This is a genomic window from Streptococcus downei MFe28 (assembly GCF_900459175.1).
Lineage (GTDB): Bacteria > Bacillota > Bacilli > Lactobacillales > Streptococcaceae > Streptococcus > Streptococcus downei.
Genome location: NZ_UHFA01000002.1, coordinates 852,867 through 868,453 on the forward strand (window position 1 = coordinate 852,867; position 15,587 = coordinate 868,453).

Annotated in this window: 14 protein-coding genes; all 14 read left to right on the forward strand. The window is 45.7% G+C overall.

Going from position 1 to position 15,587, the window contains the following annotated elements; translation table 11 throughout:
• Positions 1-161 precede the first annotated feature (161 nt).
• Complete coding sequence (locus DYE66_RS04150; protein ID WP_003000898.1) at positions 162-1,259, forward strand: ArsR/SmtB family transcription factor; 1,098 nt, start codon at positions 162-164, stop codon at positions 1,257-1,259.
• Positions 1,260-1,802: 543 nt separating this feature from the next.
• Complete coding sequence (locus DYE66_RS04160; protein WP_003000807.1) at positions 1,803-2,462, forward strand: CBS domain-containing protein; 660 nt, start codon at positions 1,803-1,805, stop codon at positions 2,460-2,462.
• Positions 2,463-2,692: 230 nt separating this feature from the next.
• A complete protein-coding gene (gene tmk, locus DYE66_RS04165) occupies positions 2,693-3,346 on the forward strand; it encodes a dTMP kinase (protein ID WP_044124051.1) in 654 nt (217 codons plus the stop codon).
• A 2-nt stretch (positions 3,347-3,348) separates the two neighbouring features.
• Positions 3,349-4,212, forward strand: coding sequence for a DNA polymerase III subunit delta' (locus DYE66_RS04170; protein WP_003001239.1), 864 nt, complete (start codon positions 3,349-3,351; stop codon positions 4,210-4,212).
• Complete coding sequence (locus DYE66_RS04175) at positions 4,209-5,009, forward strand: PSP1 domain-containing protein (protein WP_003001070.1); 801 nt, start codon at positions 4,209-4,211, stop codon at positions 5,007-5,009. The genes DYE66_RS04170 and DYE66_RS04175 overlap by 4 nt, the downstream gene beginning before the upstream one ends.
• Entirely contained in the window at positions 5,002-5,322 is a 321-nt protein-coding gene (gene yabA, locus DYE66_RS04180) for a DNA replication initiation control protein YabA (protein ID WP_003001172.1), read from the forward strand. The genes DYE66_RS04175 and yabA overlap by 8 nt, the downstream gene beginning before the upstream one ends.
• Positions 5,323-5,325: 3 nt before the next feature.
• Complete coding sequence (rsmI, locus tag DYE66_RS04185) at positions 5,326-6,192, forward strand: 16S rRNA (cytidine(1402)-2'-O)-methyltransferase (protein WP_115324947.1); 867 nt, start codon at positions 5,326-5,328, stop codon at positions 6,190-6,192.
• A gap of 385 nt (positions 6,193-6,577) precedes the next feature.
• On the forward strand, positions 6,578-7,813 hold the full coding sequence (locus DYE66_RS04195) for an ammonium transporter (RefSeq protein WP_004219392.1): 1,236 nt from the start codon (positions 6,578-6,580) through the stop codon (positions 7,811-7,813).
• A 70-nt stretch (positions 7,814-7,883) separates the two neighbouring features.
• Positions 7,884-8,225 (forward strand): P-II family nitrogen regulator, encoded by a 342-nt coding sequence (locus tag DYE66_RS04200; protein WP_003000990.1) that lies wholly within the window; start codon positions 7,884-7,886, stop codon positions 8,223-8,225.
• 350 nt (positions 8,226-8,575) lie between these two features.
• Positions 8,576-11,242, forward strand: a complete 2,667-nt coding sequence (gene acnA, locus DYE66_RS04205) for an aconitate hydratase AcnA (RefSeq protein WP_115324948.1) — start codon at positions 8,576-8,578, stop codon at positions 11,240-11,242.
• A 54-nt stretch (positions 11,243-11,296) separates the two neighbouring features.
• Positions 11,297-12,415 (forward strand): citrate synthase, encoded by a 1,119-nt coding sequence (locus DYE66_RS04210; RefSeq protein WP_003001066.1) that lies wholly within the window; start codon positions 11,297-11,299, stop codon positions 12,413-12,415.
• Positions 12,416-12,419: 4 nt separating this feature from the next.
• Positions 12,420-13,601, forward strand: coding sequence for an NADP-dependent isocitrate dehydrogenase (icd, locus tag DYE66_RS04215; protein WP_004219397.1), 1,182 nt, complete (start codon positions 12,420-12,422; stop codon positions 13,599-13,601).
• Positions 13,602-13,895: 294 nt separating this feature from the next.
• Complete coding sequence (gene serC, locus DYE66_RS04220; protein WP_003000826.1) at positions 13,896-14,990, forward strand: 3-phosphoserine/phosphohydroxythreonine transaminase; 1,095 nt, start codon at positions 13,896-13,898, stop codon at positions 14,988-14,990.
• Positions 14,991-15,028: 38 nt separating this feature from the next.
• Complete coding sequence (locus DYE66_RS04225) at positions 15,029-15,577, forward strand: GNAT family N-acetyltransferase (RefSeq protein WP_003000994.1); 549 nt, start codon at positions 15,029-15,031, stop codon at positions 15,575-15,577.
• Positions 15,578-15,587: the final 10 nt, after the last annotated feature.

The window sequence follows — 15,587 nt, forward strand, 5'->3', positions numbered from 1 at the left end:
GTTGTCCTCCCTTTCACTAGTTTCGGCTCTAGATACTAGATGTTTACTATCATGAATCATATCATCTTACTCCTTTTCATAAAATTATAGACATGATACAATGAAAGAAAATGATAATCAATCGATTCTAAGAATTTCGAATTGTTGGGAGAGGTTAACCTATGGCTATTACTATCCAATTTAGTGATTATGCCCTTAAAACGGATGAGACATTGACACAAAAGGTACAATTCGTCTACTCTCCACTAAATGAGCTTTTCAGAAGTTTGCATGTTTTGTTGAATCCTCGACATCATGGAACCAATATTGATTGGGTTATAAGAGTGCAAGAGAAATTATCCGACGACTTCTATGAAAAACTTCATTATTTTCAACCTTTTTACGAACTTGGAGTTCCACCAATTTTATTTTGCAATTTCCGATATCATGCGACAACGATTGATGAAGAAGTACAAAATCTAAAAGAATTTCTTTCGGAGTCAGCCATCACTAATTTAATCGAGCAACTGGAAAAAGTGACTAACGATCGGGAAAATTCTTTTATTCCTCAATTGGCAAAAGGGTTGGAGTGGAAGGATTTTTCATTGAGTAATGATAAGCGTTTGCTTAATGATTTAAAGCTAAATCCTTCTGAGGTTTTTCAAACCTTTTTTGAATTTATTGATTGGTACAGACGAGAAATTTTTGATGATACTTGGGAAGAAAAATCCATTCAGCAAAAAATATTGATTGAAATTCAGAAGCAGTCTTCCTTTTTGAGAAGGCATGGTTTGGTGGAAATGTTTAACCACCTGCAAGTTGAACGTATACGTTGGAAGAAGGAAAAGCTGGTCATTGTTAAGCCTTTTGCTCAAGAACTTCAGCTGGAAGATAGTGATTCAATCGTGCTACTACCTAGCTATTTTATATGGCCACATTTATTTGTTGAACCTTTTAATCAGGGGGTCGCTATTACTTATGATATTACAGATCAAGCCAATTACTATAGTTCAACTCCAGAAGATTTAGTAACGATTTTTAAAGCTTTAAGTGACCCGATACGCTTACAAATTATGAACTATCTGATAGATAAGCCAAGTACGACCCAATCTTTGTCACAAATCTTATTATTAAGTAATTCAAGTATTTCCAGACACTTACAAATTTTGAAAGAAGCAAAGTTGTTAAAAATAAAGAAGGCTAAAAAATTCGTCCTTTATGAGCCTACGGAATTAGTAACGCAGTTGATGCCAGATTTCTATAAATACTTCAAAAATTAACTAAGGTGATGATAGTTAAGGTAATCTTGCAAATAAAATCTATTGTGTTAGGCGGAGTATTTCTAACCCAGATTGAAATGGAAGGAGCTCTGAATCGTCACCTGTCAGAGAAAGCGATTGAGTATTTAACAAGTAATCCTGAAATTATCTTATTTCATTTCTATGGGAGAAAATACTACAAGTGGACTCAATTGATACTTTCGCTGTAGTGGTATTATTAGCAACGACTCTTTTCGTTGCTAATAATGGATTTTTTGAGACCTTTGGCTCAAAAAATAGGATTGGAACGCCAACGGCGGTCGCTTTCGTCCGCACTACCTAAGAAAGTATCAAAATAATAAATTTGACTTTAAACAAGTATACTTTCTGAAAATGTCGAATGGCAATTTGGCCATCTCAATAAGAATCGACTAAAAGATGTTAAAAATCACTTGAAAAAATCATGAAAATCTTGAAACCGTTCCCAAAAAAGTGCTATAATAAGGCCAAGAAGATTTAATGTATTTCCTATTTTGATTAGAAAATAAGCGAGGTTGATAGCTTATGGCTGTTAAAGATTTTATGACACGAAAGGTCGTCTATGTATCTCCAGATACGACGGTTGCCCATGCAGCGGATATTATGCGCGAGCAGGGTCTGCGGCGTCTACCTGTGATTGAGGATGATAAGCTGGTTGGGATTGTGACGGCTGGAACCATGGCAGAAAATAGTCCCTCCAAGGCAACTAGCCTATCTATTTATGAAATGAACTACCTGCTCAATAAGACCAAGATTCGAGACATCATGATTAAGGATGTCATCACGGTTTCCCCTTTTGCTAGCGTGGAAGACGCCATTTATCTAATGATGACCCACAAGGTTGGGGTACTTCCTGTTGAAGAAAATGGCATGGTTTCAGGGATTATCACTGATAAGGATATTTTCCGGACCTTCCTAGAAGTCTCTGGTTATGGTGAAGAAGGCGTGCGTGTCCGGATTTTGGCGGATGATAGCGTTGGTGTTCTGGAGAAAATTGTCAGCACTATTGCCAAGGAAGGCCTCAATATTCGCCGGACGGTCATCGCTGGGGCCAAACATGGTCAGGTTGTCAATGAGATCCAGATTGATGGCAAGGTTGATACTGCTGACCTCAAGGCCAAGCTGGAAGCGGCTGGTTTGACGGTCGATGATATTCAGGAAACTCATGCTAAAGCCTTATTTTAAGGAAGCTTAGAGGCCTAATTTTGGCGGGATCTTGACATATGTATTTGGGCTAATACTCAATAAAAATCAAAAGTATCCGAGGCAACGAACTGCAGACAGTACTTGGGTACGACAAAGTGAGTTAACGATGGATAGTTTTGATTTTTGAAGAGTATAAAGGTCTTAATGAGGTCATATTTTAAAAACTGGTGGGAGCAATCTCACCAGTTTTTTGGTAAAATAAAGATACTATGAAGAATCTGAACACGCAAAAAGGAGGGTATTTGATTACCCTTGAGGGACCTGATGGGGCTGGTAAGACCAGTGTCCTAGAAAGGTTGGTCCCCTTATTAGAAGCTCAAGGCCATCAAGTCGTGACGACTCGAGAACCTGGCGGCGTTGCTATAGCCGAGAGCATTAGGGAAGTCATCTTGGATGTCAAAAATACGGCCATGGATGAAAAGACCGAGCTCCTGCTATATATTGCTGCTCGTCGTCAGCACTTTGTTGAAAAGGTTCTGCCAGATCTGGCGCAAGGAAAGCTAGTTCTGGTGGACCGCTTTATTGATAGCTCGGTAGCCTATCAGGGTTATGGGCGTGGCCTCTCGGTGACAGATATTGACTGGCTCAATGACTATGCTATTGAAGACACCAAACCAGACTTGACCCTGCTTTTTGATTTGCCGTCTGAGCTGGGTTTGGCTCGGATTGAACAGGCTGAGGTTCGGGAAGTTAATCGTTTGGATTTGGAAAAATTGGACATGCACCAACGCGTGCGGCAGGGCTATTTGGAGCTAGCCAAGAGTCAGCCTGAGCGAATCAAGGTCATTGATGCGGCCCAAGAGTTAGAAAAGGTGGTTGCGGATGCTCTTTCGACTATCCAGCTGGCACTGGCAAAGGACTAAGGATGGATTTAGCAGACTTACAACCCAAGATTTTTCAGGAATTTCATCACATCTTGCAGGCGGACAGGCTCAGCCACGCCTACCTTTTCTCAGGGAATTTTGCCAGCTATGAGATGGCAATCTTTTTGGCTCAAAGTCAATTCTGCGAGAATTTACAGGATAGTCTCCCTTGCGGTCATTGTCGGGAATGCCGACTGATTGCTGAGCGGGATTTTTCCGATGTCAAGGTGATTGAGCCCCAGGGCAATGTTATCAAGACAGATACGATTCGTGAGCTTCTGCGGGATTTTAGCCGTTCTGGCTTTGAAGGTCAATCCCAGGTCTTTATTATTCGTGATTCCGACAAGATGCACGTCAATGCGGCCAATAGTCTCCTGAAATTTATTGAGGAGCCCCAGTCTTCCTCCTACATGATTCTTCTGACTTCGGATGAAAGTAAGGTTCTTGCGACCATCAAGAGTCGCTGTCAGATTTTTCGTTTTCCTAAGAATCAAGCCTATTTGGAAAATCTTCTGGAGCAAAAGGGCCTCTTAAAAAGTAAGGCCAGTTTAATTGCGGCAGTAGCTGATGATGAGGCTTCCGCTCTTTCTTTGGCAGACTTGTCTAAATTTGATGACCTCTGTCGTAGCCTGGAGAAATTCATCGCCGGTTTGGCCAAGGATCCTGTTCAGGCCTTCTTGCAGGTGACTCGTCTGGCTAGCCTAGCGATAGATAAGCCTGAACAGGATTTGGTCTTCAAGCTCCTCTTGGTTTTGCTGGGGCGAGCCCAAAAACCTAGTCAGGTGAGCAAGGTCTATCAGGCCAGACAGATGTGGCTCAGTAATGTTAGTTTTCAAAATGTCTTAGAATATATGGTGTTAAAATGACAGAAGTAATCGGGGTAAAGTATGAGGAGAATGACCTAGTCTCCTATGTCTTACCAAATCAAGCATATGAAAAGGATGATATTGTTGTGGTTCGCTTGCGTAAGGGCAACCGTTTAGCCCAAGTCGTGCAAGTCAATCAGGACCTGGATGAGCAGGTTCTGCCTGCTCAAATTGATAAGGTCTTAGGTCTAGCCCGCCAGCAGGATCTTGAGCGGCATCAGGCCAATCAGATTTTTGCTCAGGACAATATGTCAGTAGTTAAGGATATGATTGCCAATCGTCAGCTAGATATGAAGCTGGTTAATATTGCCTTCCCTCTAGATCGTAGCCATGTCTTTATCTCCTTTACGGCTGAGCATCGGGTGGATTTCCGACAATTGCTTAAAGACCTAGCAGCTTATTTCCGGGCGCGGATTGAATTGCGACAAATCAATACCCGTGATGAGGCCAAGATTTTTGGTGGTCTGGGTCCCTGCGGTCGGCCCCTGTGCTGTTCTAGTTTCCTTGGGGATTTCCCGCCGGTTTCCATTAAGATGGTCAAAAATCAAGGGCTCTCCCTCAATACTGGGAAGACCACGGGTCTTTGCGGTCGCCTGCTCTGCTGTCTCAGCTTTGAGGATGACTTTTACAAAGAAGCCAAGCGAAAGTTCCCTGATTATGGCAGTCCGGTTGAGACCGCAGAAGGCAAGGGAACGGTGGCCGGAATGGATGTTTTTGCCCAAACGGTTAAGGTTCGCTTTGCTGATCGGACCAGTCTACTGACCTATAGTTTGGAGGAGATTCGTTTATATGGATAAAAGTGAACTCTTTACAGCCTTCGATGATGTTTCCAACAATCTGATGGAAAATTTCGCCCAGGTTGAATTGATGAAAAAGAAGATGCAGGAAATCATGGAGGAAAATTCCCAGTTGCGTTTGGAAAATGCTAAGCTACGGGAACGCCTGTCCGATGTAGCTGGAAAGATGCCGGCTAAGTCTTCTAGTCAGGGGCGAAGGAATTTGGAGTCCATCTATGAGGATGGTTTTCATGTTTGTAACGACGACTATGGTAAACGTCGCGATGATAATGAGGACTGCCTCTTCTGTATGGAATTGTTGAACAGGGAGTAGGACATGCAGGTTCAAAAATCTTTTAAGGGGGAAGAAGGACTAGGAAAGCTCTATTTGGTACCCACCCCCATTGGCAACCTGCAGGATATGACCTATCGTTCGGTGGAAATCCTCAGGACTGTTGATTTTATCTGTGCTGAGGATACCAGAAATACTGGCCTCCTGCTCAAGCATTTCCAGATTTCCACTAAGCAGATTTCCTTTCATGAGCACAATGCCTATGAGAAGATTCCTGACCTCTTGGAATTGCTTCTGGCTGGAAAGAATCTGGCCCAGGTTTCAGATGCAGGTTTTCCCAGTATTTCCGACCCTGGCCACGATCTTGTTCAGGCGGCGATAGCTCAAGGTATTTCTGTCATTGCCCTGCCAGGAGCTTCGGCTGGCATTACGGCCTTGATTGCCAGTGGACTAGCACCTCAGCCCCATATCTTTTATGGTTTTTTACCACGCAAGAAGGGCCAGCAGGAGGATTTTTTTAAGAAGAAAGTGGCCTACCCAGAAACTCAAATTTTCTATGAGTCCCCCTATCGCTTGGTCGATACCCTAAGCAATATGCAGACGGTTTATGGCGACCGCCAGGTCGTCTTAGTTCGAGAACTGACCAAGATTTACGAGGAATATCAGCGGGGGTCTATTTCTGAATTGTTGGAGCATTTAACAGAAAAGCCTGCCAAAGGGGAATGCCTTCTGATAGTTCAAGGGGCTAATGGTCAAGAAGAGTCCCTAGCCCAGCTAACGGACTCTGAGATTAAGACTTTGGTAGAAGAAGCCATTGCCCAAGGAGCTAAGCCCAACCAGGCAATCAAAAGTGTCGCCAAGGACCAAGGACTTAATCGCCGGGTCGTCTATAAAATTTATCATGAGTTATAAGAAAAAGCATCTGATGGAGGTGCTTTTTTATTGCTCTTAATGAAGCGAGCCAGAGTGGCCAGGCTGAATTTAGAGCCTTGATGCAGTTGGAGCAGTAGGTTTTGTAAATGCTTAGCGAAATGAGCTAGCAATGCCGAAGTCAAGCTTAGGCACATTGACCTAGTTGGAGCAGTAGCGAGAACTAGCTTCTGTAATTTCATCGTCCTCGTCTCTTTTACCTTTTGTGGGAATGGGAGGATTTAAAATTTGTATTTATGTTAGAAAATCTAACACAAAATTCGGTTTTTCTTATACCTTTTTGCAATTTTTTCAAGAAAATATTGACAAGTTCAAGAGTCGGTGTTATATTACATGACATAAAACAAGAAAACGAGAGAACTTGCCTATGAATCCTGGTAGTATAGCTTTTATCATGCTTTGTTCGGCCTTGGTCATGTTGATGTCCATTGGGCTGGCTTTCTTTTACGGGGGACTAGGTCGGAGAAAGAATGTCATTAATACTATGATGATGGCCATTATTCCACTTGGTTTGGCCTCCCTCCTTTGGGTGCTGGCGGGCTATTCCCTATCCTTTAGTGGTAAGGGAATTCTGCTTGGAAACCTCAGTCAGACTTTCTTACATGGTCTTTCTGAAAGTCACAGTAGTCGAGGCTTAGATATTCCAGATCTGCTCTTTGCAGCTTTTCAGATGATGTTTCCAGCAGTGACTGCAGCGATTTTAACAGGAGCCGTTGCTGGTCGGATGCGTTTTAAAGCCCTGCTGATTTTTTTAGCGGCCTGGATGTTCCTGGTCTACTATCCCTTTGCTCATATGGTTTGGGGCCATGGTCTTCTGGAGCGCTGGGGGACGATTGACTTTGCCGGTGGGGATGTTGTTCATATTACTTCAGGGGTTTCGGGTCTGGTTCTGGCCATTGTTGTCGGTAAACGAAGAGACTTCAAGCAGATGGATTATCGCCCCCACAATATTCCTTTCGTTCTACTGGGGGCAGGGCTTCTGTGGTTCGGTTGGTTCGGCTTTAATGCTGGATCGGCCCTGGCAGCTAATGCTTCGGCGGTCCATGCCCTAGTGACTACCCATGTTTGCGCAGCTGCTGGACTGATTTCTTGGATTAGTTTGGATTATTATTTTGCTGGCAAACCTTCCTTGGTTGGGGCATCGACAGGTTTGGTGGCTGGACTTGTTGCTATTACGCCGGGTGCTGGCTTTGTTCCTGTTTGGAGCGCCCTCCTCATTGGTCTTCTGGTCAGTCCAGTTTGCTATCTGGCCATTTCCATCATCAAGCATAAGTTGGAGTACGACGATGCCCTAGATGCCTTTGGTTGTCATGGGATTGGTGGTATTTTTGGCGGCCTTGCTACAGGGCTCTTTACCCAACCCGATCTTGCTCTAGATGGTCATCATTTTGGTTTGATTTATGGTAATGCTAATCTCTTTCTGGTGATGGTGGCGGCCATCTTGGTGACTGTTATTTGGTCAGCTCTAGTTAGCTTTTTGCTCATTCGAATAATCGGTCATTTTATGCCTATTCGTGTTGATGAGAGGGCTGAGGTTATTGGTCTTGATGATAGCGAGCATGAAGAAACGGCCTACCCAACCTTTATGGGCTTGGATGGCTAAAGACACTCTAGGATATAGAGAAGATAAAGTGTTCGCAAACTTTGTAGCTATCTTCATTTAGGAGGTATTCATGAAAAAAATTGAAGCGATTATTCGTCCAGATAAGTTAGAAGATTTGAAGGAAAGGTTGACTTCAACGGGGATGGCCAAGGGGCTAACTGTCAGTCAGGTTCTTGGTTACGGTAGCCAGAAGGGCTTCTCTGAAATTGTTCGGGGGCAAATTATTACGCCGACCTTGTTGGCCAAGGTCAAGGTTGAGGTTGTAGTCAAGGATGAAGCGGTCGAAACCATTATCGATTTGATTTGCTCAGCTGTTGAAACGGGTGAGGTTGGGGATGGAAAAATTTTCGTCCTCCCCATTGAAGACGTGATTCGGATTCGCACCAAGGAGCGAGGTGGCGATGCTATCTAGCTGGTTGAGTCCAACTAGCCCTCGTTTGTGCCCTCCAGTCTTGCTTGGACTTGACGATAAAAGATATCAGGTCTTAGTCTTGGTGGCTCTGATGTTAAACGATGTGTGGCCTTAGTTCTAGAGTGGCCAGGCTATCTGATTTAGGGGGACTAGTCTTTGGTTAATAATGTGACCCTTTGAAAGGGAACTAGGCCTCAGCTTAGCAAAAGGATTTGCTGGCATGGTCTTGTTTTGAGGGCTTCTGAGACTGATTTCTAATGTTGGGTGATGGATAAGCTTGTGCTTGTCTTACAGGGAATAGTCTCGGACAAGGGTAGATTACATTCGATTGATTCAAGAAAGGGGTTTTTATGCTTGAAAACTATAAGAAAAGCTTGGAAACGTCAAAAGGAAATTTTGACTATTTTGATATTGAAGCAGCTTGTCGAGCACAAAATGTTAAGGTTGACGCGCTTCCCTATACCATTCGTATTCTTTTGGAAAGTCTCCTTCGCAAGGCAGATGGTCAAGATGTGACTGAGGCTGATATTACCAATCTCAGCCATTACCAGGCCAGCCAGCCCCAAGGTGAAGTACCCTTTAAACCCAGTCGGGTCATCCTACAGGACTTCACTGGGGTTCCAGTCGTTGTTGACCTGGCTTCTATGCGGGATGCGGTGGTTAAAGGCGGGGGCAATCCCGATTTGATTAACCCGGAAATTCCGGTTGATTTGGTCATTGACCATAGCGTGCAGGTGGACGTTTTTGGCAAGCCCTCTGCCCTTGATGAGAATATTGCCCTCGAATTCACCCGCAATAATGAACGCTATGAGTTCCTCAAGTGGGCGGAAAATTCCTTTGACAATTATCGGGCGGTTCCACCTGCAACGGGAATTATTCACCAAGTTAATATTGAATTCCTCAGCCCGGTCATCATTGAAAAGGATGGCCAGCTTTACCCCGATTCCATGTTTGGAACCGATAGTCATACCACTATGATTAATGGTCTGGGCGTGCTCGGCTGGGGTGTCGGCGGTATCGAAGCTGAGGCTGCTATGTTAGGGGAAGCCTCTTATTTCCCAGTGCCAGAGGTCATCGGAGTTCGTTTGACAGGCCAGCTTCCCAAGCTGGCAACAGCAACCGACTTGGCCCTCAAGGTGACCAAGCTTTTGCGACAGGAAAATGTGGTTGGTAAATTTGTCGAATACTTTGGTCCAGGTCTCAAGTCCTTGAGCCTGGCTGAACGAGCTACTCTTGCCAATATGGCCCCTGAGTACGGAGCAACCTGTGGTTATTTCCCAATTGATGAGGAAACGCTCAATTATATGCGATTGACCAATCGCCCAGAAGATCATATCGCTCTGGCTGAAAGCTATGCCAAGGTCAATCATCTCTTTTACGATGAAAACAAGCAAGCCACCTATAGCAAGATTGTCGACATTGACCTAAGCACGGTTCAGCCGGCTATTTCGGGACCAAAACGGCCTCAGGATTTGATTGAGTTGTCCCAAGCCAAGCAAGAATTTCAGGCTAGCCTGGTCCGAGAAGTTGGCGTGCGGGGCTTTGGCATAGCAGAAGAAGAAATCGAGAAAAAGGCGACGGTCCATTTTGCGGATGGGGATGAAACCATCCAAACAGGGCATGTGGCTATCGCTGCCATTACTTCTTGCACCAATACCTCCAATCCCTATGTCCTATTGGCAGCAGGTCTCTTAGCCAAGAAGGCTGTTGAAAAGGGCTTGAGAGTTCCTAGGACCGTTAAAACCTCTCTGGCTCCGGGCTCCAAGGTCGTCACCGGCTACCTGAAAAATTCGGGGCTGCAGGCCTATCTGGATCAGCTAGGTTTCAACCTAGTTGGCTATGGTTGTACCACTTGTATCGGAAATTCTGGAGATCTCCTGCCTGAGGTGGCAGAGGCCATTCGTCAGGAGGACTTGTTGGCTTCGGCGGTTCTCTCAGGAAATCGTAACTTTGAAGGGCGAATCAACCCACTAGTCAAGGCTAATTTTTTGGCCAGTCCACCCCTGGTTGTGGCCTATGCCCTGGCAGGAACAACCAATATTGACTTGACCAGGGAGCCACTTGGCCTTGATGAAAATGGCAGAGCAGTCTATCTAACAGACATCATGCCAAGTCAAGAAGAGGTCGCTGACTATGTCAGTCGTTATGTCACCCGAGACCTCTTTGCCACAGAATACAGGTCTGTCTTTAGTGATAGTCAGTCTTGGAATCGCATTGAGGTGGCAAGGGGCAAGAATTACGCCTGGAATCCTGCCTCAACCTATATCCAAAATCCCCCTTATTTTGACCAGCTCAAGGAAGATTTGACCATTGAGCCTCTAAAAAATCTTTCAGTCTTGGCTAAGTTTGGTGACTCTGTCACCACCGACCATATTTCACCAGCGGGCAATATCGCTAGGACTAGCCCCGCTGCCAAATATCTGCAGGAACAAGGGGTAAATTACAAGGACTTCAACTCTTATGGCAGTCGTCGGGGTAACCACCAAGTCATGATGCGGGGGACCTTTGCCAATATCCGCATCAAAAATGACCTGGCAGATGGAAAGATTGGGGGCTGGACCAAGTATCAAGGTCAGGTTCTTCCCATCTATGATGCGGCCATGAATTATCAGGAAAAGGGTATCGGTAGTTTGATTATCGCTGGCAAGGACTATGGAATGGGCTCCAGTCGAGACTGGGCAGCAAAGGGGGCTGGACTTCTTGGTGTCAAGGCCGTTCTGGCAGAATCCTTCGAGCGGATTCATCGCTCCAACCTCGTCATGATGGGCATCATGCCCCTGCAATTTCTAGAAGGAGAAAATGCAGCAAGCCTAGGTCTAACGGGTTATGAGACCTATGATATTGACTTGGATGACCAAGTGGCTGTTGGCCAAACGGTAATCCTTAGGGCCCACTCTGACCAAGGCAGCAAGGAATTTCAGGCCCGCCTACGCTTCGATGCCGATGCCGATATTCGCTATTACCGCTACGGTGGCATCCTGCCGATGGTTGTCAAGAAAAAATTAGAAGAAGCCTAGGTTGTGGAAATAGGTTTGACCTAGCTCCAAATAAGAATCATAAAGGAGGAAAAAATGACAGACAGTATGGGAATGAAAAATATGATAGCCAGTAATACGCGGATTTCCGCCATTGAGCACGATGAGCTCTCCTATGCTGGCTACAATATTTCCGAGTTTATGGACAATAATGCGAGTTTTGAAGAGATTATCTATCTCCTGTGGAACCTCCATCTCCCCACTCGAGTAGAGCTCTCGCAGTTTGAAAAACGCCTGCGAGCCCAATATAAAATTTCCGATGCGGTGGAGCAATGTATTCTAATCCAATCCCGCCCCCACCTTCATCCCATGAGTGTTCTGCGCTCGACGGTCTCTCTTTTGGGGGTTTACAATGTTCATGCGGAGGAAGATGATTGGGAGGACATCTATGACCAATCCATTCAGATTATGGCCAAGGTGCCAACCATCATTGCCAGTTTTGCTCGCCTGCGTCGGGGCCTAACGCCAATTGAACCTCGGGAAGATTTGTCCTTTGCGGCTAACTTTCTTTATATGTTAAAGGGGCAAGAGCCAAGGGAATTGGAAGTGCAGGCTTTTAACAAGGCCCTCATTCTCCATGCCGACCATGAGTTCAATGCCTCAACCTTTGCGGCTCGTGTGACAGCTTCGACCTTGACGGATCTCTACTCCTGTATCACTACGGCCATTGGGACCCTCAAGGGTAAGCTCCATGGCGGGGCCAACGAGCGAGTTTTTGACATGCTCATGGACATTCGCCGCTCAGGAGATACCCATGGCTATCTGCAAGCGAAATTAGATTCCAAGGAAAAAATTATGGGCTTTGGTCATCGGGTCTATCAGAAGGTTGACCCTAGGCAGAAGTACCTCAAGGAAATGGCCCAAGCCCTGACGCAAGGTACAGATGATGCCGACCTCTATCAACTCTCCCAAGAGGTAGAAAGCTTTATCCGTGAAAAGAAGGGCTTGATCCCAAATGTCGATTTCTACTCGGCAACCCTCTACCATGCTCTAGGAATTGATAGTGATATCTTTACCCTCATCTTTGCCATGAGTCGGATGTCAGGCTGGATTGCCCATGTTCAAGAGCAAAGGAAGAACAATAAGCTCATTCGCCCGCGCTCTAATTATGTCGGTCTCCAAAACTTGACCTATATCCCCATTAACAGGAGGTAGCCCTATGTCTGAAAAAATTAGCCTAAAAAATGGCCGACTGCAGGTCCCTGATGTTCCTATTATTTCCTATATTGAAGGAGATGGTGTTGGTCAGGATATTTGGCCGGCAGTCCGCCGGATTGTTGATGTCGCGGTAACTAAGACCTATGCTGGGAAGCGCCAGATTGACTGGGAGGAAGTTCTAGCTGGTGAAAAGGCCCTTGAAAAAACAGGTCAAGCCCTGCCAGGCCAGACCCTGTCTGCTATCAAGGAGGGCCTCATTGCCATCAAGGGCCCTCTTGGAACACCAGTCGGTCAGGGCAGGCGCTCCCTTAATGTAGCCCTGCGCCAAGAATTAGACCTCTTTGCTTGTGTCCGACCGGTCCGTTACTTTAAGGGCGTGCCCAGTCCCCTCAAGGAGCCCGAGAAAACCAATATCACGATTTTTCGGGAAAATACCGAGGATATCTATGCCGGAATCGAATGGGAAGCAGGTAGTCCCCAAGTCAAAAAGGTCATCGATTTCTTGCAGGAAGAAATGGCCGTCCAAAAAATTCGCTTTCCTGAGACCTCGGCCATCGGCATAAAACCGATTTCCATTCAGGGAAGTGAGCGCCTGATTCGCTCGGCCATTGATTATGCCCTGAAAAAAGGTCTCAAAAGGGTCACCCTAGTCCACAAGGGCAATATTCAGAAATTCACCGAAGGTGGTTTTTGCAAATGGGGCTACCAATTGGCTCAACGAGAATATGCGGATGCCTTGGCAGATGGCCGACTAGTCATCAATGACATCATCGCCGACAATTTCTTGCAACAGATTCTCCTTCACCCTGAAAACTTTCAAGTGGTGGCTCTGACCAATCTCAACGGGGACTATGCCAGCGATGCCCTAGCGGCTCAGGTTGGTGGTATTGGTATCTCTCCTGGCGCTAATATCAACTACCAAACAGGCCATGCCATCTTTGAGGCCACCCATGGGACAGCCCCAGATATCGCTGGTCAGGACAAGGCCAATCCTTGCTCCCTCCTTTTATCAGCCGTCATGATGCTGGACTACCTAGGCTGGCAAGAAGCAGGGCAGAGGATAAGTTCTGCCATTGAGGCCTGCATTGGCAATAAGCAGGTCACAGCCGATTTTGCCTCTGCAATGGGAGTAGCACCCCTTTCAACTAGCGACTTTGCCCAGTGCCTGATTGACAAGCTCTGAGTCAGAAATAAAGACCCTGCCCAACCGCTCAGGTCAATGACTTGGACTGGGTGGGGCCTTTTGGTCTACCTAACCGAGCCTTCTCTATCGATGGGAGGCCGAACAGCCCTGGTTTTTAAAAGTTCACCCTAGAGAGCTCTAAATTCAGTCCGTCAGGAAAAACAGATATCTGGGGTGTTTTTTATTTAAAAAGTTCGGATTTTAGCTAATATAAACAATCGTTTTCATGGAAATCTTTACAAAATTCAGACAATTATGCTACAATAAGAACATTAAATTTTTGGAGGTGTCCTTATGACTGTTTACAATTTCTCGGCAGGACCTGCTACCCTACCTAAGCCAGTCCTGGAGCAGGCTCGTGATGAGCTACTGGATTATCAAGGTTCCGGAATGTCCGTGCTAGAAATGTCCCATCGCTCTCCAGAATTTGACAAGATTATTAAAGATGCAGAAAAACTCTTGCGAGAGCTGATGGCAATTCCAGATAATTACAAGGTTCTTTTCTTACCAGGTGGAGGCTCTCTGCAATTTACCATGGTGCCCCTCAACCTAGCTCAGGGCAAGAAGGCCTATTATCTGGTCGGTGGTTCTTGGGGCAAGAAGGCCTATAATGCAGCGGTGCTTTTGTCTAAGACCGTTCCATTTGAACCCATCCTTCTAGCTTCTTCAGAAGACACGGTCTACGACCATATTCCTGATTTTGACCCAGCTAGCATTGATAAGGATGCAGCCTATGTCCACATCACCACCAACAACACCATTGAAGGGACCTCTATCTATGACCTGCCCGATACCAATGGTGTGCCAATCGTGGCCGATATGTCTTCTAATATTTTGGCTGCCCGCTATAATGTTGAAGATTTTGCCCTGATTTATGCAGGAGCGCAAAAGAATATTGGTCCAGCAGGGGTCACCGTGGTTATCGTCAGAGAAGATTTTCTCAATGACCAACCCCAGCTGTCAGCCATGTTGGACTATCAGATTCAGGCCGATGCGGGATCTCTCTACAACACCCCACCAGCTTATAATATCTACATTGCCAAACTGGTCTTTGAATGGGTGAAAAATACTATCGGCGGTGTTGATAAGATGGCTGAGATTAATCGTGAAAAATCTGGCCTGCTCTATGATTATATTGAGCAATCGGACTTCTATACCAGTCCTGTCAAGAAGGTCAAGGACCGCTCGGTTACTAATATTCCTTTTGTCACGCCAAGTAAGGACTTGGATGCCGAGTTTGTCGCCGAGGCTGATAAGTTAGGCTTCAAGAATATCAAGGGACACCGTAGTGTCGGTGGCATGCGAGCTAGTCTCTACAATGCCTTTCCTAGACAGGGTGTCTTGGACCTAATTGACTTTATGAAGGATTTTGAAGCTCGCCATAAATAAGAGGGCAAGAGCAGTCCTTAGTTTAAGAGGAGACAAGCATGGAAATTCGTTTAGCTTTCCCTAATGAAGTAGAAGACATCATGACCATTATCGAGGAAGCCAGAAGCTATCTGGCCCAGTCTGGTAGCGACCAATGGCAGTCTGACTATCCCAATAAAGAGACCATTTTTGAGGATGTTCTCCAAGGACGGGGCTGGGTTGGCCTCCAAGATGGTCAACTGTTGGCCTACGCTGCTGTGATTGATGGCCATGAACCAGCCTATGATGCCATCTACGATGGCAAGTGGGATCACAATAATCATCGCTATCTCACCTTTCATCGCCTGGCCCTAGCAGACTCTGCCCGAGGTCAGGGGCTAGCGCTGACCTTCTTGCAGGGCTTGATTGAAGGCCACGATGGCCCGGATTTTCGTTGTGATACCCACGAAAAAAATAAGGCCATGCAACATATTTTAGAAAAACTAGGCTTTCACTACTGTGGCAAGGTCGTCTACGAAGGCGAACGCTTAGCCTACCAAAAAATCAAATCCAAGGCCGAAAAAGGCTTCTATCAAGAAGTGGATGAGGCCGACCACCACGCCATCTAATCAGGCAGAA

Excerpts from the sequence above, each read along its gene's own strand:
- DYE66_RS04150 (WP_003000898.1), top strand. The coding sequence starts at position 162 with ATGGCTATTACTATCCAATTTAGTGATTATGCCCTTAAAACGGATGAG.
- DYE66_RS04160 (WP_003000807.1), top strand. The coding sequence starts at position 1,803 with ATGGCTGTTAAAGATTTTATGACACGAAAGGTCGTCTATGTATCTCCA.
- tmk (WP_044124051.1), top strand. The coding sequence starts at position 2,693 with ATGAAGAATCTGAACACGCAAAAAGGAGGGTATTTGATTACCCTTGAG.
- DYE66_RS04170 (WP_003001239.1), top strand. The coding sequence starts at position 3,349 with ATGGATTTAGCAGACTTACAACCCAAGATTTTTCAGGAATTTCATCAC.
- DYE66_RS04175 (WP_003001070.1), top strand. The coding sequence starts at position 4,209 with ATGACAGAAGTAATCGGGGTAAAGTATGAGGAGAATGACCTAGTCTCC.
- yabA (WP_003001172.1), top strand. The coding sequence starts at position 5,002 with ATGGATAAAAGTGAACTCTTTACAGCCTTCGATGATGTTTCCAACAAT.
- rsmI (WP_115324947.1), top strand. The coding sequence starts at position 5,326 with ATGCAGGTTCAAAAATCTTTTAAGGGGGAAGAAGGACTAGGAAAGCTC.
- DYE66_RS04195 (WP_004219392.1), top strand. The coding sequence starts at position 6,578 with ATGAATCCTGGTAGTATAGCTTTTATCATGCTTTGTTCGGCCTTGGTC.
- DYE66_RS04200 (WP_003000990.1), top strand. The coding sequence starts at position 7,884 with ATGAAAAAAATTGAAGCGATTATTCGTCCAGATAAGTTAGAAGATTTG.
- acnA (WP_115324948.1), top strand. The coding sequence starts at position 8,576 with ATGCTTGAAAACTATAAGAAAAGCTTGGAAACGTCAAAAGGAAATTTT.
- DYE66_RS04210 (WP_003001066.1), top strand. The coding sequence starts at position 11,297 with ATGACAGACAGTATGGGAATGAAAAATATGATAGCCAGTAATACGCGG.
- icd (WP_004219397.1), top strand. The coding sequence starts at position 12,420 with ATGTCTGAAAAAATTAGCCTAAAAAATGGCCGACTGCAGGTCCCTGAT.
- serC (WP_003000826.1), top strand. The coding sequence starts at position 13,896 with ATGACTGTTTACAATTTCTCGGCAGGACCTGCTACCCTACCTAAGCCA.
- DYE66_RS04225 (WP_003000994.1), top strand. The coding sequence starts at position 15,029 with ATGGAAATTCGTTTAGCTTTCCCTAATGAAGTAGAAGACATCATGACC.